General features: G+C 59.8%; 24 protein-coding genes. 9 read left to right on the top strand and 15 right to left on the bottom strand.

Translation table 11 applies throughout. The features are described from left to right. Positions 1–12: 12 nt before the first annotated feature. The 7 genes from msrB to ISS99_RS05620 all read right to left on the bottom strand — a co-directional run bounded on the left by msrB (position 13) and on the right by ISS99_RS05620 (position 6,040). Entirely contained in the window at positions 13–441 is a 429-nt protein-coding gene (msrB, locus tag ISS99_RS05650; RefSeq protein WP_204630618.1) for a peptide-methionine (R)-S-oxide reductase MsrB, read from the bottom strand. Between the two features lie 73 nt (positions 442–514). Next, complete coding sequence (locus ISS99_RS05645) at positions 515–1,900, bottom strand: S41 family peptidase (protein WP_204630617.1); 1,386 nt, start codon at positions 1,898–1,900, stop codon at positions 515–517. Positions 1,901–2,117: 217 nt separating this feature from the next. Beyond that, on the bottom strand, positions 2,118–3,497 hold the full coding sequence (locus ISS99_RS05640) for an aminotransferase class V-fold PLP-dependent enzyme (RefSeq protein WP_204630616.1): 1,380 nt from the start codon (positions 3,495–3,497) through the stop codon (positions 2,118–2,120). Continuing rightward, positions 3,491–4,075, bottom strand: coding sequence for a rhodanese-like domain-containing protein (locus tag ISS99_RS05635; RefSeq protein WP_204630615.1), 585 nt, complete (start codon positions 4,073–4,075; stop codon positions 3,491–3,493). Before ISS99_RS05635 ends, ISS99_RS05640 begins: the two co-directional genes overlap by 7 nt. Then, positions 4,072–4,611 (bottom strand): YeeE/YedE thiosulfate transporter family protein, encoded by a 540-nt coding sequence (locus ISS99_RS05630; RefSeq protein WP_204630614.1) that lies wholly within the window; start codon positions 4,609–4,611, stop codon positions 4,072–4,074. The genes ISS99_RS05635 and ISS99_RS05630 overlap by 4 nt, the downstream gene beginning before the upstream one ends. After that, positions 4,608–5,117, bottom strand: coding sequence for a YeeE/YedE thiosulfate transporter family protein (locus ISS99_RS05625; protein WP_204630613.1), 510 nt, complete (start codon positions 5,115–5,117; stop codon positions 4,608–4,610). The genes ISS99_RS05630 and ISS99_RS05625 overlap by 4 nt, the downstream gene beginning before the upstream one ends. A 2-nt stretch (positions 5,118–5,119) precedes the next feature. Further along, positions 5,120–6,040 carry a sulfurtransferase gene (locus tag ISS99_RS05620; protein WP_204630612.1) on the bottom strand — a complete coding sequence of 307 codons (921 nt, stop codon included), beginning with the start codon at positions 6,038–6,040 and terminating at the stop codon, positions 5,120–5,122. A gap of 153 nt (positions 6,041–6,193) precedes the next feature. On the opposite strand from ISS99_RS05620, the gene ISS99_RS05615 reads away from it, so the two are divergent. Further along, complete coding sequence (locus ISS99_RS05615) at positions 6,194–7,393, top strand: sensor histidine kinase (protein WP_204630611.1); 1,200 nt, start codon at positions 6,194–6,196, stop codon at positions 7,391–7,393. Beyond that, positions 7,390–8,142 carry a LytR/AlgR family response regulator transcription factor gene (locus ISS99_RS05610; protein WP_204630610.1) on the top strand — a complete coding sequence of 251 codons (753 nt, stop codon included), beginning with the start codon at positions 7,390–7,392 and terminating at the stop codon, positions 8,140–8,142. The genes ISS99_RS05615 and ISS99_RS05610 overlap by 4 nt, the downstream gene beginning before the upstream one ends. 206 nt (positions 8,143–8,348) lie before the next feature. Here the strand turns inward: ISS99_RS05610 and ISS99_RS05605 are convergent, their stop codons facing one another. From ISS99_RS05605 to ISS99_RS05580, 6 genes are all read right to left on the bottom strand, one after another. Further along, a complete protein-coding gene (locus tag ISS99_RS05605) occupies positions 8,349–9,425 on the bottom strand; it encodes a TQO small subunit DoxD (protein WP_204630609.1) in 1,077 nt (358 codons plus the stop codon). 245 nt (positions 9,426–9,670) lie between these two features. After that, positions 9,671–10,255 carry an NADPH-dependent FMN reductase gene (locus ISS99_RS05600; protein ID WP_204630608.1) on the bottom strand — a complete coding sequence of 195 codons (585 nt, stop codon included), beginning with the start codon at positions 10,253–10,255 and terminating at the stop codon, positions 9,671–9,673. Positions 10,256–10,694: 439 nt separating this feature from the next. Further along, positions 10,695–11,339 carry a YceI family protein gene (locus ISS99_RS05595; RefSeq protein WP_204630607.1) on the bottom strand — a complete coding sequence of 215 codons (645 nt, stop codon included), beginning with the start codon at positions 11,337–11,339 and terminating at the stop codon, positions 10,695–10,697. 89 nt (positions 11,340–11,428) lie between these two features. Then, entirely contained in the window at positions 11,429–12,199 is a 771-nt protein-coding gene (locus ISS99_RS05590) for a substrate-binding domain-containing protein (protein WP_204630606.1), read from the bottom strand. A 37-nt stretch (positions 12,200–12,236) separates the two neighbouring features. Beyond that, entirely contained in the window at positions 12,237–13,226 is a 990-nt protein-coding gene (locus ISS99_RS05585; protein ID WP_204630605.1) for a substrate-binding domain-containing protein, read from the bottom strand. A gap of 65 nt (positions 13,227–13,291) precedes the next feature. Continuing rightward, on the bottom strand, positions 13,292–13,852 hold the full coding sequence (locus tag ISS99_RS05580) for a DsrE family protein (protein ID WP_239537706.1): 561 nt from the start codon (positions 13,850–13,852) through the stop codon (positions 13,292–13,294). 324 nt (positions 13,853–14,176) lie between these two features. Here ISS99_RS05580 and ISS99_RS05575 point away from each other — a divergent pair, with 324 nt between their 5' ends. Beyond that, entirely contained in the window at positions 14,177–14,602 is a 426-nt protein-coding gene (locus tag ISS99_RS05575; protein WP_204630604.1) for a DUF302 domain-containing protein, read from the top strand. A gap of 46 nt (positions 14,603–14,648) precedes the next feature. On the opposite strand, the gene ISS99_RS05570 is transcribed toward ISS99_RS05575, so the two are convergent. Beyond that, the gene (locus tag ISS99_RS05570) at positions 14,649–15,188 is read right to left on the bottom strand and encodes a DsrE family protein (RefSeq protein ID WP_204630603.1); all 540 of its coding nucleotides are present in this window, start codon (positions 15,186–15,188) and stop codon (positions 14,649–14,651) included. A gap of 289 nt (positions 15,189–15,477) precedes the next feature. Here ISS99_RS05570 and ISS99_RS05565 point away from each other — a divergent pair, with 289 nt between their 5' ends. The 5 genes from ISS99_RS05565 (at position 15,478) to ISS99_RS05545 (ending at position 18,674) form a co-directional block, all read left to right on the top strand. Further along, on the top strand, positions 15,478–15,831 hold the full coding sequence (locus tag ISS99_RS05565) for an SH3-like domain-containing protein (protein WP_239537705.1): 354 nt from the start codon (positions 15,478–15,480) through the stop codon (positions 15,829–15,831). Further along, the gene (locus ISS99_RS05560; RefSeq protein ID WP_204630602.1) at positions 15,828–16,463 is read left to right on the top strand and encodes a nitrile hydratase subunit alpha; all 636 of its coding nucleotides are present in this window, start codon (positions 15,828–15,830) and stop codon (positions 16,461–16,463) included. Before ISS99_RS05565 ends, ISS99_RS05560 begins: the two co-directional genes overlap by 4 nt. Before the next feature lie 2 nt (positions 16,464–16,465). Then, on the top strand, positions 16,466–16,792 hold the full coding sequence (locus ISS99_RS05555; protein WP_204630601.1) for an SH3-like domain-containing protein: 327 nt from the start codon (positions 16,466–16,468) through the stop codon (positions 16,790–16,792). Position 16,793: 1 nt separating this feature from the next. Then, the gene (locus ISS99_RS05550; RefSeq protein ID WP_284343828.1) at positions 16,794–17,528 is read left to right on the top strand and encodes an aquaporin; all 735 of its coding nucleotides are present in this window, start codon (positions 16,794–16,796) and stop codon (positions 17,526–17,528) included. 72 nt (positions 17,529–17,600) lie between these two features. Next, complete coding sequence (locus ISS99_RS05545; protein ID WP_239537704.1) at positions 17,601–18,674, top strand: HoxN/HupN/NixA family nickel/cobalt transporter; 1,074 nt, start codon at positions 17,601–17,603, stop codon at positions 18,672–18,674. Positions 18,675–18,871: 197 nt separating this feature from the next. On the opposite strand, the gene ISS99_RS05540 is transcribed toward ISS99_RS05545, so the two are convergent. Continuing rightward, positions 18,872–21,490, bottom strand: a complete 2,619-nt coding sequence (locus ISS99_RS05540) for a TonB-dependent receptor (RefSeq protein ID WP_204630599.1) — start codon at positions 21,488–21,490, stop codon at positions 18,872–18,874. Positions 21,491–21,948: 458 nt separating this feature from the next. Between ISS99_RS05540 and ISS99_RS05535 the strand changes: the two genes are divergently transcribed. After that, complete coding sequence (locus ISS99_RS05535) at positions 21,949–22,986, top strand: SLAC1 family transporter (protein ID WP_338081575.1); 1,038 nt, start codon at positions 21,949–21,951, stop codon at positions 22,984–22,986. Positions 22,987–23,025 lie beyond the last annotated feature (39 nt).

The raw sequence follows: 23,025 nt of genomic DNA, 5'->3' as shown, positions 1-23,025 counted from the left end.
ATCCGCAGGATGTCAGGTCGCGTCCGGCAGGAAGTTCATGGCAACCCCATTGATGCAATAGCGCAGCCCCGTCGGCGGAGGTCCGTCGGGGAAAACGTGGCCGAGATGGCCGCCACACTGACTGCAATGCACTTCGGTGCGCACCATGCCGTGACTCGTATCCACGGTGGTCTCGACCGATCCCGGTTCCGGGTCGTTGAAACTTGGCCATCCCGTGCCGCTTTCGAACTTCGTCTTGGCGACAAATAGCGGGTGGTCACAGCCTGCACAGACAAAGGTCCCCGTGCGCTTTTCATAGAGCAGCGCACAGGTGCCCGCCCTTTCCGTGGCGTGGCCGCGGAGCACACTGTATTGCTCTGGGGTGAGGAGCTGCCTCCATTCCGCCTCCGTGTGGGTGACTTTGAATGGATGCGACGTGCGGGAATCCGATCCGGTTGCCATAGGTGCATCTCCCAGGAGAGTTACCCCGATATTCGTCGGCGGCCTCCAACGGGTTACGTCATCGCCACGAAGGTCATGGCCGCTTTTGCTGGCTGGTTATAGCCAGCTGGCGCGCAGTCTCATAGGCTGCGTCGCGGCCCCTGTTCCAATCTTCAAACCGGAGCGGCACGACGATATCCGGCTGCAGACTCTTCACCCTGACCGGATAGAACCAGTTGAGCCAATAGCACTCGCGCCAGTTGTCGCAGGGGTGCTGGTAGTCGTGCTTCGCCGTCTGTGCGTACACGCAGACCTTTAGATTGGGCAGGCAGGCCTTGCTGCCCTCGGAGAAAAAGGATAGGCGGTCGCCGACCGGCTCGCCAATGATCGTGACCTTGTCGCCGCCGGCATCTTTGACGAATGCGGCCGCCGTAATGGCGGCGGAAAAGGTCTGCGAATTGGTGAGTACAAAGATGCGCCCGCCTGGCGCGAGCAAGGTCGGCAACACGTGCGTGAAGTGCCAGACGTTGGTGTAATCGCCGCCGCCATCGCCGCGCAAGTCGAGGATCACGGCGCAAGGCGGGCTTGCGCGAAGCGTGGCTTCCGTCGAAGCGAGAAACGGGGCAATCCGGTAGCTGCCGGCGTCCCCGATACTCTGTAGCCGTACAACCTGGGCGCAGCCGCCCGCGGCGGGGAACATCCGGAAAGGATGATTGAAGTCCCGCCACGTTTCCGGCAGTTCGGCGGATTGCGGATGGTAGGCGCCCCAGTCTTGTTCGACACCCTTGTTCGGTTCGGGCGACAACCAGCGTCCGCTACCAGGCAGGCGGTCGCCCTCGTGCATCGAATAGGCATCTAGCCGACGCGTCACGGTTCGACCGTCGGGCAATACGACCGTCCACGTCGAAGCCTTGGGGTCGGTTGCGATGCCCAAACCGTAGAGAAGGTTCTGCACGATGATAAATATCGCATCGTTTTCCCGACGAAAACTCTCCACGCCGCCGCGAAGCGTGTCCAGCTGAAGCAATACCTGATCGATCGGGTGCCCGTCGATGCTTTCCACGCGACCGCCGAGCATGTCGCGATAAGCCGCCTCCACCCGCGTTACGTAAAAACCCTCCGCGAAGCGCGTCACCCTTAGCGGAACGATCAGCGCACCCCGCTCCGCCGTCGCATCCATTCGGGAATGACCATTGTCGGCCAGCGCCATCACCTGCATGAGCGCTACGTGTAACGCAGGTGACGGCAGTGCATTCGGCAGGGCCCGGAGGACGGCGATACGTGCCTCCGCCGTTTTGCGTTCGGCAGGCGAAAAGGCACGATCGCGCGCCATCACTTTGGCGAAATAGTCGACATCCTGCTGTTGCGCCTCAAGCGGCGATGCCGGCTTCGGATAATTGGCGTCTGGCGCAGCGCGATGGAAATTGAAGTGGAACGCAAAGAGCAATCCGCCCCACATCACAGCGAGGGCCAAAGCCACGCTTGCGAGAACGAGAACGACTCGTCGGAGGATTGCGCGCACTGATCACCCGTTTGTCCGGCCCATGACGCTCAGTAGCACGGGTAGCTTGCCTCGGCGGCCGCATAAGCCAGTAGTGCCGCAAGTCACGCGGACCTCGGCGCCTGCTGTGCGGCAGCGTTCCGCCCGATGCAATACGGGCGGGCTGCCCTGGACTCAGTGTCCGGCCATGGTTTGATCAATCCACACCGCACGCAGCCATCAACGCCAGGGCGCGCTCGATGTCCTCGCGTGTCGTGGGCGCGCCAACGGATAAACGTAACGCACCCACGGTGACGGCACGCGCCGCACAGTTCCGTAGCGCTTCCATACTGAAGCTGCCTTCGAGTTTGTCGAAGCAGCGCTCCACACCGACCGCATCGAGCCCGAATGCTTTCTCGGCCGCCCCGGGATTGCAGAAGCAGCCACCCCGAATGGCGACGCCATGCTCCCGCGCCAATTGCTCGACGTGCTCGTAAGGCAGCACGCTGCCGTCGTCCTGCAATACGTTGAAGGCAACGATGCCGCCCCGCTGCGCCATATCCGCAGGGCCATACAGGCGCACCAAAGGCGTGCCATTGCGGTGCCGCAGTGTCGCCGCCGTTCCAAGGAAATGTTGCACGTGGGATTGAATGTGAGCGCGCAAGCACGAGCGCGGCATGCGGGCGAGAAAGGCGAATCCGGATTCGATGGCGGCAAGGTCGAGAAAGTTGGGGGTTCCGTCCTCGAAGCCCTCGTGGCCCGGCTTGAGTGAATGCCGTCCGTGCGCGACGGACACGAACTCCACCGTTCCGCCCGAAAACCAGGGCCTGCGAAGGCGGCTCAAGGCCGACCTCTTCGCTATCAATGCGCCGACGCCGGTCGGCAGGCCGAATAGCTTGTAGAACGAACACACGACGAAGTCTGCGGCATGCTCTCTCAGACTGAGCGCGCCGGATGGGCCGGCCGCAGCGGCATCGACCAAGACATCGCATCCGAGTGCCTGGGCCTCTTTGATGAGCGACAGGTCGTGAAGCACGCCGGAAAAATTGGACTGCTGCGGGAATGCAAACAAGCTCCCGCCCTGTCGATCGATGCTTGCGTGCAGGTTCGCGGATGCGTGTTCGAGCCGAAGTTGCGCATCCAGCGGCAGCACGTTGACGGGTGCCTGCGCGCGCCGGGCAAACTCCCGCATGCCGTTGACGGAGTTGTGGTTGTCGGCCGAGAGAATGAGCCCGCGGCGCAACGAAAAGGGATAGCTCTCGGCGACCAGCTTGATGGCTGCCGTCGCATTGGCGGTAAAGCAGACATCGTAGAGGTCCGGATCGGCATCGAAGAAAGCCAGCGTCGCGGCACGCGCAGCCGCCTGCGCAACAGCGCTGTTGCGGGATGCCAGATGCTCCGAGTGAGGATTGCCGAAAATCCCGAGTGCCAGCTGCTCACCGTGCGCACGCGCCTGCGACGCACCGTACAGCGCGCTCGCCGCGTAATCGAGATAGGCGATGCCGGCAGCATCCAGGCGTGCAAATTCGGTGGCACGAAGCGTGGCGAAGTCGAACGCATCGGCCGCACCGGCGGGTTGCATGGCGCGCGTCAGCATCCGCGCCTCCGTGTGCCGTGCACGATCGGCGCCGCACTCGCAACGTCGCCGCCCTGCTCTGGCCCAATCCGGGGAGCGCCGCCAAAGTAATGGCTCAACGCCTCGACCTGTGCGCGCTCCGTAGCCGAGGCGTTGGCCGGCAGCAGCGGATACAGCACCTCTTCGCGCCAATCGGCAAGGCCGCCCGGCACGAACACCGCCTGGGTCACGCCGAGCGAGCGCAGTATCACCCAGGCCTGCCCGGCATGCGCCCCTTCCTGCGAATACAGAACGATGGTCTGGCCGGGCGCAAAGTGCGCCTTCGCCAACTGGTCGATCGGCACATTCTCCGCCGTCGGGATCGCATCGTCGCGGAACTCGGCGGGCGAACGCACGTCGATGACGCGCAGTCCGGGCCGGTGATCGCGTATCCACTGTGCAAGCTGGCGCGCACTGACGTGGTCGGAGCCTTCGTCGATCGCCCGCGCGATCGAATCCAGATCCAGCGCTCGTGGTTGTGTGCGGAAGAAACTGCCTGCAAAAGGCGCTCCCAAACCCAATGCAAGCGCACCGATGCCCAGCTGTCGCACGAGTTTCATGGCCTTGCCTCCCGCTTCGCGATCCATGCCAACACTGAAACGGCGACCACCGTGACCAGTGCGACCACGACGCCGTCAGGCAGGCCCGTGAGGCGCTGGAGCGTCAATGAGCCGAACGGCGTCGAGCGGTAGAAAGGTTCGATCGCGGGAAAAGCCAGGCCGACCAGCAGCACACCGACGAACAGCCCCAGCATCGTCGCCGCGCCTTCGATACGGCCGCTGGCCAGCGCCACGCAGGAGGTGCCCGGACACAGGCCGCTCAGCACGAAACCAAGCCCAAAGACCATGCCGCCGAGGAGCTGCGGAAGCAGATAGGTGTCGGGCAGGTAGAACGCCGCGGAATCGAACATCCCCAACTGGCCGCCCCAGAAGGCACCCAGCATCGCGGTCAACATCGCACTCAGCATCACCTTGAGCACGGTGAAATCGCGCAGATAGAACTGACCGGCAAGCTTCGGCGGATCGCCCAAGCCGGCGCATTCGAGTGCACAGCCGAACGCTGCGCCGATGCCTCCCGCCATCAGCAGATCGTTCATGGCCACAGCCTGCGCATGAGCGGCGCGGCGAGAAAGCCGGCAAGAAACAGTGCCGCCATGAAGATCCAGGCACCGACACTCAGCACCGCCCCGCCACTCAACGCCAGGCCGCTGGTGCAGCCGCGTGCCAGCGCTGCCCCGATGCCCATCAACGTGCCGCCTGCGACGCCGGCGAACAGCTTGCCCGCGGACGGACGAGCGGCGCGGACGAACGTCAGCCGCGTTCGTCCCGTCAGCGCCGCCGATGCCGCGGCACCGATCAGCACACCGATGATTTCCACGACGATCCAGGCGGTCCACGGCGAACCGTCCTGCAGGTAGCTGCGAAAGTAGGCACTATGCGCAGCCGCTTGGGGCGAGACGGTGCCGACGACACCGCTCGCCACGCTCGCGAATGCGCCGGATGCTCCCAGCCCCTGCCCGGTCAGCGCAAAGCAGGCAAGCAGCACCAGACCCAGGCATACGCCCGTGAGGTGGGGTTCGGCATATGAGAGGCGTGGGCGCATCGTCAGCGCTCAACCGGCAGTTCGCGCATCGTCCAGTCTTCGAACGAACCGTCGTACAGCACGGCATCGATCCCCACGGCACGCGCCGCGAACAGCACTGCGGTTCCCTGCTGGCCGATGTGGCAATAGGCAATCACCCGATCGCCCGGCTTCACGCCGGCCTTGCGGAACAAGGCCAGCAGTTCGGCCGGTGTCTTCAGGGTGAGATCGTCGTTGGTGATGTCGGTGTACGGCAGGCTGTGCGCACCGGGAATGTGGCCACGGGTGAGGTGACCATCCGCGCCGCTCTTTTCGACGCCGTCGTAGTACATCGCGGCACGGGCGTCGATCAGCACGTAGCCCGGCTGCCGGACGTGCGCTTGCACAAACGCCGCATCGACGACGGTTGGCTGAAGGTTGAACGGCGCCAACGCTCCCGGCGTGGCCGCGGTGGCCTGGTCGGTCACAGGCCGGCCTTCGCGGCGCCACTTCGGCATGCCGCCATCGAGCAGGTCGGCGCGCGATCCCAGCCCGGCCGATTGCAGGGTGAACCATACCCGCGTCGACGCGGAGACCTGATCGTTGCCGAAATACACCACGACGCGGGAATCGTCGGAGATGCCCAGGCCCTGCAGCCGCTGGCGCAACTCCTGCGCCGTCGGCAGTTCCAGCGACAGCTTGCTCGACGTGGCGGCGACGTCTTCAAGATGCACGAAGCGCGCGCCTGGAATGTGCGCCGCCTTGTCCTGCGACGCTTCGCCGACCTGCAACAGCACGAGGTTGGGGTCGTGCAGATGACTGGCCAACCACGCGGTGGATACCCATGGCTCGGCTTGGGTGGCGTCCTGCGCTGCGGGTTGCGCGTGCAGGCAGTACGGCAGGGCTGCCGATCCGCCGAGAATCGCGAACGCAATGGCAGCTTTCGCCAGAATCTTGATCTGCATGGTGTCTCCCGGTGTCGTGTGTGCCACAGGTATAGGGCACGCCCGAGCGCAGCGGGATGGGCATGCGACGTAACCGGTCGGCGATGCGATGAAACGGCCCAGGCGCGGATGGTTCGTGTGCGTGCCGGCGCCTGCTTTGCTAACGTGTCGCACATGGATTTGCCCAACGACGACCTGCATGCCCGACTGCCGCAAAGCGCGTTGTCGGACCTGGGTGGCTGGACGCTCTACCAGCGCTTCCGCACCTTCACCTGGCCCTGGTTGCTGCGCCGGGGAATCGTGTTGTGGCCGCTGGCGATCCTCGGCGGTTGCACGTATGGCCTTTGGCATGCGTCGGGCACGGGTGCATGGGGTGACTGGCCCGGGCTGGCACTGCGGGCTTGCACCGCATCGCTGATCACGGTCTCGGCCGGCCCCCTGCTCGCCACGTTGATTCGGTATCGGCGCTTTCCGGTCATCGTGGAGCGCCTGCTGGTGGTCCTGGCGATCCTGCTGGGGCTCTGGCTCGGGGCCATTGCCTTGAACTGGGTGGGCGACTATCACGCCCATCTCATGCAAGCCTATGCCGGGCACCACATGCGCACCAGTTGGTTCGGTGTGGCCGTTTCAAATTTTCTCGGCTCCACCGTCAACGCATCCGTATTTGCACTGATTCTCGCAGGCGGCGGTTACGCCACGGTCTACTACCTCGGCGAGCGTCGACGCATCGCCCAGTTCGCAGCTGCTCGCCAGATCGAAAACCTGCGTGCGGAACGCAATGCCGCCGACATGCGGCTGGCCCTGCTGCAGGCGCAGGTCGAACCGCATTTCCTGTTCAACACGCTGGCGTCGGTACGGTCGCTGATCGCCAGCGAGCCCGAGCGCGCGGCGACGACCATCGACGCGCTTGCAGCGTACCTGCGCATTGCCTTACCGCGCATCCGCACGACGGGTATCGAGGAGGCCACGCTCGGCCGTCAGATCGATCTCTGCCTGGGCTATCTTGAAATCATGAAGGTCCGCACGGCCGGTCGCGTCGAGATTCGCGTCGATGCGAGCGACGAGATCCGCGCCATGCCCTTCCCTCCATTGATCCTGCTGACGCTGGTGGAGAATGCGATGACCCACGGCATCGAGCCCAAACCCGGCCCCGGCATGATCGAGATCATCGCCAGCGCTGCGGATGGATTCCTGAGCGTACGCGTCGAGGACGATGGCCAGGGCCTGCAGCCCGGTACCACGCCAGGCCTGGGCCTGGCGAATGTTCGCGCCCAGCTCCACGATCGTTTCGGAACACGCGCGCGTTTCGAAATTGCCTCGCGTACCGGAGGCGGCGTGAGCGCAAGCCTCCACGTGCCGATCGCGTTCCCATGACCGCACCCATCACGGCCCTGATCGCCGAAGACGAAGAACCGCAGCGAACGGAGCTGCGCGGCATGCTGGCACGACTGTGGCCGGAGCTGGTCGTCGTCGCGGAATGCGACAATGGCATCGGCGCGCTCGATGCATGGATGTCAAAGAAACCGGACGTCGTCTTTCTCGATATCCGCATGCCGGGGCTCAGTGGCCTCGATGTGGCGCGGCAGGCTGGAAGCCCCGCCCAGGTCGTCTTCATCACCGCGCACGACGAATTCGCGATAAAGGCGTTCGATGCCGGCGCCATCGATTACTTGCTGAAACCGATTCGCGCCGATCGCCTCACCGAAACGATTACCCGTCTGCGCAGCCGTCAGCCCGCCACGCAGGTCGATCTGACCGCATTGATCGACACCCTGGCCGGCCGGCTGAAACCCGTGGAGATGATCAGCTGGATTACCGCCAGCATCGGCGACACCCTGCGGATGATCCACATCGGCGACGTCATTCTTTTCCAGTCCGAGGAAAAGTACACCCGTGTCGCCACCGTCACCGATAGCGCATACATCCGCACGCCGCTGAAGGACCTGATACCCAAGCTCGATCCTGAAATTTTCTGGAGAGTGCACCGTAACGCCATCGTCCGCGTGTCGGCGATCCGACAGGTCAAACCGGACGGGGATGGTCGCTTGCTGGTCTGGCTGCACGGCATTACCGAACCGCTACGCGTGAGCGATGCGTTTCGTCACCGTTTCCGCGCCATGTGACATAGCCGTAGCGAACAACGATCGGCCATTGAGAAACGTACGTGGATACCTCAATGGTTTGGCCTGTAAGCACTCCCTCTAAACCGAGGTAAGGCGTACGCCGGTAACCGAGGCCGGACGTCGACACGCACTCGTTAGAAAGTTCGTCGTCGTAAAGGCTGCCATGATCAGCACGATCATGGCAGCAGCGCCCCGTCGAGAGCGTCTCACGGAAGCGAAAGCGGAAGCGTCCAGGAGCGGCCATTCACCGATGTCAGTTGCAAGGTGTAGTGCCCAGCTACCAGCGTCATTCCGTTCGAACCGGCCGGCAGCGTCACCGTCGCCATGGAACCCACCGGTCCTACCAGGCCAAACGGTCCCGCGTGGATTTTTTGGTAGTCGTAGTCGTTGCGGAAAGCTTGCTTGGGAAGACTCGCCAGCGCCTCGGCCGTCCAGGCCCGTTCGATCTCGCCATGGTCGTTAGCGAGCGTGGCGCGAACGACGTCGGACGGCGCTTCGGGCGTGCCCGCGTCGACATAAGCTTTGAAGGTCACCATGCCCTGCTGCGTCAACTGCCCTTGGCTGAGTAACCAGTGATGCGCCGTGGGACTTACCGGGCCGCCATGAAACGGGGTCACGACCGAGCCGCGGAAATAACTGTAGGTCCCGACGATGAAAATCACGCTGACTGCCAGTAAGGTACCGCTCAACTTTCCAAAGGCTCGCTCGCTGAGCGGCAGCGGTGAATCGCCGCCCAGCCACTGGAACCAGCGCGCGCTTGCCACGTGAGGCCGCGTGCGTGCCAGCCAGCTATCCACCGACCAGGCACCACCTCCAGCGAGCACCAAGGTGATGCCCATGGCGAAGTTGCAGGCTGCCATGGTCCACTCGTCGATGCAGGTGGCGCCCTGCCACCCAAACAGCAACATCAACGTGAAAGCCAGCCCTACCGAGCAAGCCGCTGCCAAGCGTGTCAACGTACCCGTGATCAGCATGATGCCGACGAGGAGTTCCACCGCGCTAAATATGATGATGCTCGTATAGAGCCAGACGAAGTGTTGCAGAAGCCACGACACCACGTGATTCATGCCGAACAAAGCCCCCGGCATCGCTGTCTGGAATTTATACGCCATCCAGTGCGGTGCATTTGGGTCCAACTTGGACGGCGCATAGAGAAAGCGTCGCGAGCCGCCTCCCCAGTAAATCCAGCCCTGAACGAACCGGACCGTCACCAGTGCGATCGCTGCAAGGCGCCACGCGCGCTGGAAGCCGTTGTTCTGTTTGATAGCGAGAGACGTATTCACAAAAGTTACCTGCAAAAAGTTCGTGCCGTCGCGTCCATTTCAGGAACCTGGCTGCGATGCGGCGTAAAGTTCGAATTCGTATCGCTTAAAATTGGCGAGCCCTTGCACGGCGCACTGGCCTTGAAGGTTTGTGGATCGAAGGCCAGTTTTAAGTGCAGACGGAATATCTCGGTGCGACGCCAGCCGCCAATTGGCACTTGGGACCATTTTTCGGCTCAAGCTCAACTAACGAAGCGCCGCGCTATTCACGAAACCTTTTTCACGGGAACGTCATCGCTGACATTGCGCTCGACCCAGCTTGCGAATCGAAGCATGAAGTTTTCGAGAAAGCTTTTGGTTTCCTTCTTGACGAGGCGACCTTCTTCATCGAGCAGCTCGAAGGCTCCACCTATGTACGCTTCGGGTTGCTGCATGGCTGGCATATTGAGAAAAGTGAGCGATTGACGCAGTGCGTGATTGGCGCCGAATCCACCGATGCCGCCGGGAGAGGCCGTCGCGATGGCGCAAGGTTTGCCATTCCAGACGCTCTGCCCCATCGGGCGCGATCCCACATCCAGCGCGTTCTTCAAGCCACCGGGTACCGAACGGTTGTATTCTGGTGTCACAAACAGTACGGCGTCCACGGCGTGAATACGCTCGCGAAACTTCACCCACGCTGCAGGTGTATCGGGGCCGTCGATATCTGGGTTGTAGAGCGGAAGATCGGCAATCGGCACAAATTTAAACGCGAGCCCTTGCCCCAAACTGACCAACGCATTCGCCAGCTTCAAGTTGATCGAGTCCTTTCGCAGGCTTCCTACCACGACACCTACCGTTAATGTTCGGCGCATCTTTTTTTCTCAATGAGGTTGGCTGACACCTGATGTCATCAGGCCTATCGATCCAAGAATCGATGAATCCCGTTGGGCTGGCTTGTTTAAATCTGGCGGCATTGATGAAACACGAGGCTCCCGATGCAGCGGACCTGGTTTCGCCACGTGTCCGGTCGGCATGGGGAAAACGGTTACCGCAATCACGATTTGCCGGAAAAATCTCGGTTTTCCAGTGTTGCTGCAGCCCGTTATGGGCTGTTCTCGAGCAGCTCAACGACGCTTTGGCGGCCATCGGCACAGACGCTGACAATCGCCTTGGCTCCCCGCGGCATGGCCGAAAGTTCTTTGACCGCCTGACTCAAATCGCGCGCACCGGCAGCCCCGAAGGGCGTGTCACAAGTCAGTCCTTTAGCGAGAAATAACCTGCCGACGTTTTGCCAGCCACACAATTCGTGGCTTATGTCTTGACGAATTCCGTTTCAATTAGAATGGTCACTTCATCCGCCTCAAGTGGCACCCATTCTCCAACGCCGAATTCCGAGCGCTTGAAAGTCGCTTCGCCCGAAAAGCCCATCCGGCCCTGAGTGAAACCCCGGTAGACGACATTCAGATGCATCGGCTTTTTGACGCCGTGGAAATTCAGGGTGCCATCGACTGAAAAGTGATCGCCCGTGATCGTGACCGATGACGAAGTAAAGGCGATAGATGAATACTCGTCAGCCTGAAAGAATCGGGCCGCGATGCGTTTGTCGAAGCCCGCGTCGCCCGTGTCGACCGATTTCGGGTCGATGGAAATCTGCAGATCCGAGGCAGTCGCATGAGCCGGTTCAAATGAAAAGCCGCCGCTAACGGTGTCGAAGCGTAGCGTGTAGTGCGATAAGTCCATGTGTGCAAGCTTGGCGGTGACCGAGGTGTGATGCGGGTCGAGCTTGTAGTAGCCCTCCGCAGCAACAGTTGGATCCTTGGTGAGATTGAGGGCCTTGTATTGGGACGAAGCGGTTGCATCTTCTGCAGAGCCGCGCCCCTGCTGAAACGCCATCGCGACAGACGTAAAAAGCAGAAGCGAGGCGGCGATGGTTACAGTGGCATTGCAGCTTTTCATCTTGGATCCTTGCTGTTGATGAATGTCCCGCTCACGGCAATCATGGCTTTTGACCCTGATTGCCGCCGATTTCAGGTGTCCGCCACCTGTTAGTTGGCAGCAGCCTGATCTGTCCATCCGTACTTGACGAAGATGCGGCGACCTTCAGGCCCGCTGAGGAATTCGAGAAAGGCACGCGCATTGGCTTGCTGCTCACCCCTGTGCGTAAGCGCCACGCCGGAATCGCGATAAACCAGATACGGTGGCGACAGAGGAACTACATCGGCCACGCCGGGATGTGCCAGCGCCCAAATGGGAAAGATGATCCAGGCATCGAACGAAGGCTGGGTTTGCCATGCCTTCAGCGCTTCGGCACTGTTCGGTGCAAAGCGTGTGATGTGCGTGCGAAAGGTGCGGATGGTGGCAACGTCACCGCTTGCCCCAGCGATGTCTTCCCACATGCCAATCTGCCCGGCCCCCTCCACCACCATCACCTGCATCCCCGGTTTGAGCAAATCTTCGAAACCCTCAATGTGTTTCGGATTGCCCGGCCGCACCAGAATCCCCGCCGGCCGGATATAGAGCGGATTGACCGTAGCCGGGTCGATCGTGTCGGTAAACTTCGCCAGAAACCCGCTCATCATGTTTTCCGAGCCGCTGTAGATGATGTCGCCGTTCTTTTGAAAGTCTGCAGCCCACTTGCCAGTGGGTCCTGCGGTCACCTCGACCTGGATGCCATGAGCCTTTCCAAACGCCTTGGCCGCTTCACGCATGGCCGGCGCGGGGCCACCAGGGCCGTACACGTGAAGAACGTCGGCGGCGTTCGCCGCACAAGGCGATACCGCAACGATCAGGCACGCGAAAAAAAGCGACTTGAACATGAGCCACTCCCATGGCGGTATCTCGCCGCCAAAGCATTCAGGGCGAAGTTGGTGTGTAGCGCTTGAATCCGAAGCGCTCGAAAATGGCCAGGCTTTGCTCGGATCGAATGAAGTCCAGCCAGCGCCGCGCCGCCTCGGCGTGAGCGGCGCTCTTGACGATCGCCGCCGCGTAAATGGCCGTCGTGTTTTGTGTTGCCGGAATTGCAACGTGACTGATGGGATGGCCGGCCTGTTCCTGGAAAACAGCTTCCGATTGCCACGTCACGCCGGCATCGACCCGCCCCTGCATGATCCAGAGCGGCGTTTGACGATGATGGATGTGCGTAAGTTCGGTCGTGCCTTGCTTGACCTTGGTTTCATAGACGGTGGTTTCCAGCTGATCCCCGCCAGCCTTTTTCAGGGAAGCCTCGATTTGCCGCGAGATACCCTCGAACGCAGGATTGGGCATCGCAAGCGTGACATCGGGCCTGGCCAGGTCGACGAGCCCCGCGATGTGCTTGGGGTTTCCCTTTGCGACCATGATGGTCATGTCGTTGGTGACGTACGGCACGGCGGGCATCTGCAGGAATCCGGCATCGATCTGCTTTTGCACCGCGTTGAGCCCGGCCAGATAGACATCGGGCTTTACCGTCCAGGTCATATTGCCGACGGTCACGGTGCCGCCGGCCTTCATTTGATCAACCAACAGACCGGGTGGAATCGTTTCCCAATAAAGCCGCCCTTTGTATTGCGGATACTTTTCCTCGAAGGCCTTCACCAGCGGTGCCATGGCAAAGAAGTAGTTCCCTCCGACATACAGCACCAGGGCGGGATGATCGGGATTGCCGTGAAAATCGGCAAGATTGTCGGCATCCGCTACGGTAAATTCGAAACCTCGATCGGATGCGTCATTGTTTTGGCCATGCTGCCACGGCGGACTCGCCGCTTGTGTCGGCTGCACTGCCTGGCCGGCCGTATCGGACGCAAAAACGCTCGCAGCAGATCCGGTCAGCGTCAGAGCGGCGGCAAAAATTATCTTCAAGTGCATACACTGCTCCTGGCGAGCGCCATCACGACGCCCGCCACCAAGGCGAAAAGCGAAAATGAACACCCTCAGAGCTGGACGAGGGAATAGCCTTGGTGCTCCAAGGTCGAGATGGTGGTGAGCGCCGACAAGGAAATCGTTACGCTCTTGTCCACCCAGTCGTATTGGTATTTGTGCTCGGCCACAGCCTGACCGCAGACAGCAACATCGACGCCGGCATCACGAAGCTTCTTGATGAGCGGCAAATTGGGGTTGGGTACGCCGTAAGCCGCTTTGTAGTGCGCATCGTCCAAGACCAGCGGCGTTGCCGGGCCATAGGCGACTGCAACGAACTTCAGGTGATTGAGAGGTACGCCGGATTTCGTATACAGGTTGATGGACCGCGCGACGCGATCAAGCGACGCATTGACCTGGCTCGGCGAGGTAGCCCCCACCGACAGCGCGAACACGATGCTGTAGGTCTGGTCGGACTGCGGCCGATAAGCAGAGTCCGGCAGCCAATGGATCTTTCCGTACGGACTGATGGTCGGGTTCGACCAGAAGCCACTCGCATCGGCGGCCTGAGTCACACCGCTTTGGACGGTCACGGCCAAGGCCATCGAAAGAACCAGTAGCTTGCTCATCTTCATGAAATTTCACCTTTGCTGGAATTGGAAAACCGTCAGGACCGTCAACCGCTGCTGAAAATGTATGAAGCGCGCGCAAGCGCTTCTTGTTAAAAAGCCACGTAATTGGCGCAATCGGATACGCGGGCGGCGCGGACTATGAAAAGCTGGCATTGCCATGTTTCGGGCATCCATTGCTGGCACGCATCCGACGATCCTGGCTGGCGTCAAAGGCAGCCTTTTCCTGCAAGATTTCCACCTGTATCAGACATAGCCTTAGTGCGCGCGTGCCCAGATTGGGCCGACACCCCATTTCAAACCGAGCCAGAAAGAGACGGAAGCAAACACGTGAATGACAATGGTTTGATTACGATCGACAGCAATGGCACGACACCGGAAACGGTCGCACGCCTGGTTCAAGCCATCGAGAAGACCGGCATGACGATTCTGGCCAGGGTCGACCATGCCGCCGCCGCCCACGCCGCGAGTCTGCCGCTTCGTCCTACCGAGGTTTTCATATTCGGAAATCCTCGTGCAGGCACTCCGCTCATGCAGATCGATCAAAGGGTCGGCATCGATCTGCCGATCAAGGTGCTCGTGTGGGAAGACGAGCAAGGTAAAACCAAGGTCTCATACAACACCGTCTCGTGGATCGCTTCCAGGCATCACCTCGAACCCTCGACGGAAGCTATCGTCAAGGCGATGACTGCCGCGATCGAGAAGGTGGTGGCCGAGGCGGCCGGCCGTCCTCTGCAGGCAAACCCGGCCTTTTGAAGGCCGGAGTCGGCCATTCGTCTTTGCGGCACCGGCCCTGCGATGGTTACGACTGGACCAGCGCATAGCCTTTCTGCTGCAGGCTTGAAATTGTCGTGACGGCAGATAGTGCGATCGTTACGCTGCCGTCGATCCAGTCAAAGCCATAGTTGTGAATGGCAACCGATTGGCCGCAAACGGCGACGTCGACACCGGCATCACCCAGCTCTTCAATCAGCGGGAGATTGGGGTTCTTCATGCCAAAAATGGCTTCGTGCTGAAGATCGTTCAGGGTGATCGGCGTTGCCGTTCCGTAGGCAATGGCTACGAAGCGCAATTGCTCCACGGTCACCCCTGACGCCACGTACAGATTGACCGCCCTGGCCACTTGCTCAAGTGACGGATTCACGATACCTGGCTCGCTCGACTTGGCTGAGATGGCGAAAACGACGTGATAAACCCGATCAGGTGGCGGCTGGTAGGCGGAACGTGGCAGTAAGTGGATTTTTCCGTAGCCCGATATCGATGGATTCGTCCAAAATTCGGGTTCACCGCTCGAAACGTCGGCGTGGCCGGTGTGTTCCGCGAGCAGGATTTCTTCATTCATGATCTTCGTCCCAGCATGCTGTGTCGCCATAGCGTGGGCAAAGATGACCACCTCTTCTTGTAGAAAAACGTGGCAATTGCCTCCAAACGAGGATCTTCGTTGAGGCGATGACGCTTACTCATTTGCGTCGAAGCGTTGCAGGTGCCCTGCCCTATTGCGCGTCAAAGAACGTCGTTTTGCACAAGAATCGAGCCGCTAGCCGACCTAACTTACTGCCCTGGCAGAGGGCGCGTTCAGCGATCTCGCCGTCCCAACTGCTTTCCAATTTCGCCATCGGTGAGGAAGCCTCATGCGAGATAACACGACCCCCGCGGGCAACCCGCTTACCGGCATCGTATTTGCCGAAGGCGAGCGCCCTGTATTTGGCCCCGGCGACAAAGCCCGCATCCTGGCGCGATCTCCCATAGGGCACTACCGCGTTCCCACCTATATGCGCGGCAAGCTTTGTACCGTCGAGAAGGTTATCGAACCGGCCGCAGTGGATAACGAAGAAGAGGCCTTCGGGCGCAATGTGGGATCCAAGCGGCACTACTACCGCGTAGCTGTACCCATGTCGGAGATATGGCCCGAATACAAGGGTCCCGCAACGGATGGCCTGCGCATCGAAATTTACGAAACGTGGCTTGAAAGGGTTTCAACATGAGCGCTCACGATCATTCCTCACCCCACTCCGAACCAGCCGCCCCACAACATGGCGGCGACTATGAAATCATGGAAACGGCAGTGCGCGAGCTGCTGGTCGAGAAGAAGCTCATCGGTCCCGGCGAGATCCGCCGGCAGATTGAGGTTCTCGACTCCCGCAGTCCCGCCCTGGGCGCAAAGGTCGTGGCGAGGGCGTGGAATGACCCCGGCTTCAAGGTTCGGTTGCTCGAAAACGGGCGGCGGGCGTGCGAAGAGCTGGGAATCAGCTTTTATGACGACACGCAACTCATCGTCCTGGAAAACACCGCTACGGTGCACAACCTCGTGGTGTGCACGCTCTGCTCCTGTTATCCACGCCCCGTTCTTGGCCTTCCTCCCGATTGGTACAAGGTAAAGCCTTATCGCGCCCGCGCCGTATCCGAGCCGCGCAAGGTGCTGGAGGAATTCGGCACGCACATTCCCGATGATGTCGAAATTCGCGTGAGCGACTCCACCGCCCTGGTTCGGTTTCTCGTGCTTCCCATGAGACCGGAGGGAACCGAAGGCTATACGGAAGAGCAGCTCGCTGCCCTGGTGACACGTGACGCAATGATCGGCGTTGTCACCGCGAACACCCCTACCGAGAGTGCCTAGCCATGCCCGATACTTATCAATTCGTCAAAAGGCTTCCGAACGATATCGGCGGCTTGCAGGCTGACACCGTTCAGCAAACGGACCACGTGCTTCTACCTTGGGAAAAGAGGTGTCACGCCCTGGCGGATGTGCTCGATTTCCACAAAATCATCAATACGGAAGAAAAGCGCCGCGGCGTCGAAGCCCTGGGTGCCGAGCTGGTCGGCAAGCTCAGTTACTACGAGCGCTGGATCGTTGCCTTTGCGAATATTCTCTTCGAGAAGCGGATTCTCTCGCCGACCGAACTGGCCTTGAAGATGGATGAAGTGGCCGCGAGACCGCGGGACTGACGTGTCCGCACTCAAAATAAAAACCTGCTTCTTCGAAAAGGACCCTTCGGTCTCGTTATACAGGCGTGCATTTGCCGAGGTCGCTGGCACGCTGTTGCTGGTGTTCTGCGTAGTCAGTGCCGGCATAGCGATCCAGCGGGTAACTTCCAGCCACGTCGCCACGCTCGCGGTACTTGCGTTGGTTACGGGAGGTGCCTTGTGCGGGTTGGTAGTGGCGTTCGGCGACGCATCAGGCGGCCATTTCAACCCCTTGATCACCGTTCTTCAATGGATCAGCGGCGATCGAGACATTCGATGCACGATGGCCTATGTGATAGGTCAGTGCGCCGGTGGCGTCGTCGGCGCACTGTTAGCCAATGTGCTGCTTGCTGGTGAACGGCCTGCCACGTATCCGCCGACGGATGTGCTGCATCTGATGGCCGCCGAGGCCGTTACGACAGCCGGCTTGATGATCGTCATTTTTGGTTGCATGCGCGGGCAACGCGTGATGACCGGACCTTTTGCCGTGGCGGCCTGGCTGACGGCGGCGCTTCTCGCATTTCCTGCGTGTTACATGAATCCGGCCATTGCGCTATCGGCCACGTGGGCCGCCGGAGTCGTGGCGCTTCCGGTATCGCGCGCGCTTTTGCTAATCCTGGCCCAGATCGCAGGGGCAGCCGGCGCCTTGGCTGTCATCAGTATTGCCTATCCACGCGCCAAGCCAGCCGAACCAGACAGCCAGGTTGCTGAAGCGTAATTGGTGGCTAAGCGCTCTCCACGTTTCGGCTGCCTCCACACCTGACCCTTGACCGGCAGATGGACCGTTCGCATGAAAAACATCGCCAATCAGCCTCGCAATACTTCACTCATCACCGCCAGCATGAATCGGACGGGCATCAGGACGAGGCTGATCGTCATGTATACCTTTCTGCTGCTGTTCAACCTGGTTTCCTGGACTTGGGCCATAGTGGCCTTTGGGCACAGGCCGGACCTGCTTGGCGTATGCCTGCTGATCTACGGCCTTGGGCTGCGCCATGCGGTCGATGCCGATCACATTACCGCCATCGACAATGTCACCAGAAAGCTGATGCAGGACAATAAGCGCCCCACCTCCGTGGGATTCTGGTTCGCCATCGGGCACTCGTCGATCATCATCGTCGTGGCCATACTGGTGGCCAGCGCCGAACATTATCTGTCGCGATTCGATGCGCTGCGCTCCATCGGGTCGCTGGTGAGCACGTCGATATCCGTCGTGTTTCTGATGGCGATCGCCATCATGAACGTGACGATCTTTTTCTCGTTGTACCGGAACTACCGCACTCTCAAGCAAACCGGACGCTACCAGCCTGAAAAGGTTGAAGACCTGCTCAATCAGCGCGGCTTTCTGTCCAAGATCCTGATGCCATTGTTCCGGCTCGTCAGCAAAAGCTGGCAAATGGTTTTCCTTGGCCTGGCATTCGGCTTGAGTTTTGACACGGCCACCGAAATTGCCATGTTCACCGTATCCGCAAAGCAGGTTGCCAGCGGCATATCCGTGGGAACCATTGCTGTTTTGCCGCTGCTTTTTGCCGCGGGCATGACGCTGGTGGATACCACCGACGGGGTAATGATGCTCAAGGCGTATGAATGGGCTTTTATCAATCCCATTCGAAAAATCTACTACAACATGGCCATCACCTTGATTTCGGTCTGTATCGCCGTGTTTATTGCTGGCGTGGAGGCCATGGCTTTACTGGCCGACAAGTTCTCTTTGGGTGGCGGCGTGTGGAAAGCCGTTCAAAGCATCGAAGATCATTTCAACGAACTGGGCTTTTCCATCATTGCGATCCTGCTAGCCGTCTGGATGGCTTCATATCTGATCTCCCTACCCAGGACGCGGCGCACTGCTGTAATCAAGCAGTAATGCGAACAGGGTTTTCCGCACGTACGCATCCTTTTCCATGGCACCCTTAGGCCGCATTTGTTCGGCCCGCTACTCCAGCCCCCCGATATATTGTCTCGGGGGTTTTTCTTTTCAAAGCTGGACAATTGAAAGTGCGCTCTTGGTCGCCCGCCTAAAACGGCAGCGCGCATCGATACCGCCGAACGCTCAGCCCCTAATTAGAACTTGTAAGTCGCACCGACCTGGAAATAACGACCTATATACGAGTACAACGAAGGGTCGAAGTATCCACGGTTCACATAAGTCCACGATGCGTCATACGGCGGCGCATGATCCAGGAGGTTGTTGATGCCAGCGTAAAGTTTCCAATGCTTGAAGCCGCTATAGCTGACAAGAAGATTGAGCTGGCTGTAGGACGCGACATTTGGACCGGCGACAATGACCTGCGCATAAGGACCGGTGAATTGCCACGTCAGTGTCGTGGTCCAATCACGATCTGCCCAGGTCAATGAAGTATTGCCTTTCCAGCGCGGAAAGGCGCCTCCAAACACGGTGTCGTTTGCATCGTTATTCCCCGCAAGATCGGCCGCGATGCCATTGATGGGCATATTAAAGTGCCGCACATAGGCCAAGTCGGTCGACAGCGTGAAGGTTCCCCTCTTCGTGGACAACCCCTGTTTGAACGTCGCTTCGAGACCGTCGGTGCGCAAATACGCAAGGTTCTCGTAACCCAGGTAATAAATCGTCTGTTCTGGATGGGCATCGACATCTGCCACGATACTGGGCTGACCGATGACCTTGGTGACGTCAATCTTGTACCAGTCAAGGCCGATATCCGTACTGGAGGTTGGCGACAGCTGAAAGCCGACGTTGTAGTTTTTTGTGTGCTCGGGTTTCAATTCGGGGTTGCCGACGAAATATTCATCGACGTTTCGTGCACCTACAGGCTGAGAGGTCACGCTCGCTGTCTGATAGAGCTCGATCAGCGTTGGCGCACGAAAGCCTCGGTCATACGAAGCGTATAGGGTCAGGGCATTTATCGGCTGATAGCGCAGCGCAAAGCGAGGTGAATAGACCCCGCCAAAGTCCCCGTAGTAGTCGTAACGCCCCGATTGACTGAATGTCAATTCGCTGAGGAGCGGAATATCAACTTGGTAATACGCGGCCGCCACGTTGCGCTGGCCATTCACTGCCTGGGTGAATGGGTTAACAAATTCGGTAGAACCTGGGGCTATATATTCGCTCTGATGCTGGAGTTGAGCGCCAAGCCCCATACCCACGTCGCCATCGGGCATGCTAAATAGATTGGACGTCGACGCCGTCGCATCAAGCGTATCAAGTTTGGAAATTCCCTGATCGCGGGAAGTGCCAAGCACACCCGGCAAGTCATTGAGATTTGCGGCGCTGAACGTAGCCGGCGTTACGCCATTCGTGTAATTCAATACTGTCGATGCATTGACCTGGCTTGTAAAGCTGTTCGACACCTCGCTTTGCGAGTGTCCATAAGAGGCTGACCAATCCCAGTCGCCTAAATTTTTTGTGCCGAACGAGCCTTTCACGCCGACTGAAAAACGATAAAAGACAGAGGTTGTATCCCAATCTTGCGCGCTTGGGAAATAATAGGTCAGCGCGTTTCCGCCGACCATGGGAGAAAACGCAGTAAATCCATGGCCCGCATCATAAAACGACGGAACGAGCGCGTTCTCACCAAAGCCGGCGAGCCCAGAAGCCAGTGACGTGGTGTTGTAACTTCCCCAAAGGTCTGCGAACGCCACAACATAATCGCTTAGTTTGAAATCGGCATGCACTTTTGCGCTTGTGTGCTCCACCTGCGGGGCAAGCGATTGGGCTTTAGCACCATTCTGGGAACAGACGGCGCCAGGTGTCTGCGTCTGCAGGTTGTTTGCCGCGGACGTGACCATGCCCGTCGGACCGCACGGATTCAGGGCCTGTGGGCCCGTATCCGTCATAAAGAAAGAGCTGGGCTGAGCGAAGAATCCACCAGATAGCTCTGAGTAGTCCTGGTTGCTCGTAATATTCCGCTGGGCAAGCGTGACGCCACTGGCTCGATAGAAGCTAAGCGCCGCCGTTACATTGAAACGATCTGCATTTAGGTCGCCGACGCCACCGAGCAAACTGAGGTTTGTCGTGCCCTGGCCTCCATGCTGTGCTCCCCCAAGGCTGCCGTCGAGCTGAAGGCCCTGAAAATCCTTCTTGGTGATGATATTGACTACGCCGGCAATGGCATCCGAACCGTATTGCGAAACGGCACCGGTCTTGACGATCTCAATGCGGTCGATCACGTTTATCGGCACCGTATTGATATCGAAGAATGTGTCGGTGCCTCCATCTCCAAACGCGTACGGGGCTGCACGCTGACCGTCTATGAGCACGAGACTGTATTTCATGCTCATGCCGCGGAGCGCGATGCCTGCGCCACCTGGTGCCTGGTTCATCAGCACCGTGTCCTCGCCCCAGCTGCTGGCGGAATTGGCACTGGTATCTCGAAGAAAATTTGAAACTGTGGTGGCGCCACTGTACTGAATGTCGTTCTGCGTCATCGTCTGGACTTGGTTGAACCCGGTCTTATCGGAACTTCGGATGAGCGAACCCGTCACCTCGATCCCTTGCAGTTGGGTAACCTTGTTGCCAGATGACCCCGTGGTCGTAGCACTGGATGGCGGAACCAAAGGCGAAGCTGTTGGGTTGCCTGAAGCCAACGCGCTTGCGGAAACGCCAGGTAAGTTCTGCGCAAACGCCGGTGCAGCTAATACGACGGAAGACGTCAACTGAGCCAAGATGACTTTTTTAACGGACATTATTCCCTTTTGCTTCATTTTTCGGCTCATTTTTGTCGGGTGTTTTGTATGGGCTGCATCAATGGCTGATGAGCACGATGGCGGAAACGCGGATGCCGCCACGCTAATGACCTGCCCGACTGGGCGCTTCACCCTTTCGAGGTGGCGTGCCTTGCTCCGAAGGGGATCAGTCCTCTACCTCCGCAGGGCTACGACGTCGACTCCCCGAGGAAGGGTTACCCCGTTACACCTCATCTTGAATTTAGGTGCTTCCGACCCCCCGTGTCTTTGGATGCCATCCGGTCACAAGCACCATCAAAACGCGCGCTTTCTTTTTTTTTGGGCGTTGCCTCGCGTTCGCTGGCGTCATCTGCACGGCATTGATCCGTTGGACCGGACCGGTGAGCGTTTTAGTCATCACTAGCCGCCATATCAGCGACGTGCCAAGTGGTTTTGTGCTTCCATGAGAACCCCTATTGAGGCAGATTGCAGCACGCATGAAGCGATCGAAAGTCGGCGTTGAAGCAGCCACTTGCAGAAGCACAGCCTTACGTCGTGGCTTGCCTTTTGGTGCCGTGATGGCCACAGCTGGCGCCTCCGGCATGGCTGGACGGTGCGGGTTGCCTGACTTGGTAGTGCCGCTGCTGGCGTTGGCCGTGCTGCAGGCCGTGTGGATACCTGTGATCGGCGTACTGCGGCATCGGGCCGAAATTCGTCTTGGATGGGCAGCCTGGCTGGAGATCGGCCCGGTAACCGAGCACGCGGGAATCCACACCGTGCCGCTCGGCGTGGCGGTGATCACCGGCGGATGGGCAGGTTTGAGTGCCTGGCCATTGTTGCCGCCGTTACTTGCCTGCCTTGCCATGACCTGGGTGCTGACTATCGCGAGTGTCGGCCGATTCGTGTGGTCGTTGGCGGCCCGCGGCTTGCAACTCAAGGCGATGGATGGAACCTGGTTCCTGGTGCCGGCCACTCTGCTGGGCGCGGCGATCGCGACAGAAGATGTTGCCAAACTCATGCCGGGACACGTGACTGCCACGCTGGACGTGCTGGCCCTGGCGAGCGCCGCACTTGGCTGGCTCGGCTACTGTGCGGTCATCATTGTGGCATCGGCACGACTGTGGCGCTTTGGATTGAAGGGCGCGCCATTGGCGCCATGGTGGATTGCCATGGGTTGCGCAGGCCTGGCCGCGGCCGCGTTAGGGCGGGTGTCCCACATTGCTGCCGATGACGTGCACGAGCAGGTGCTTCTTGCCGAGACCATGGTCGCGACCAGCTTCTTCTCCGTGGCCTTGTGTGTGCCCGTGCTACTCGGCAGTGCGTTGTTCTTACTCCGCTACTGCCGATTTCATGACGCAGCCGTTTGGACCCCCACCTTTTCGACTGCGGTATTCGCCCTGGGATGCCTTCAAGTGGGAAGCGACTTGCCTTCGGCCGCCTTTCGATCGATCGGGTTCGCGGCAGGTCTGGCTACGCTCGTGTTCTGGGCGCTCACGGCAGGCTGGAACCTTCGAAAGTGCATGAGTTCGCGTTGATTGCATGCCGCCTGCTTCTTTGATGCGCGCATCTGACGA

This window comes from Dyella mobilis (genome assembly GCF_016904945.1).
GTDB lineage: Bacteria > Pseudomonadota > Gammaproteobacteria > Xanthomonadales > Rhodanobacteraceae > Dyella_B > Dyella_B mobilis.
This window is presented reverse-complemented; position numbering and strand designations above follow the sequence as displayed.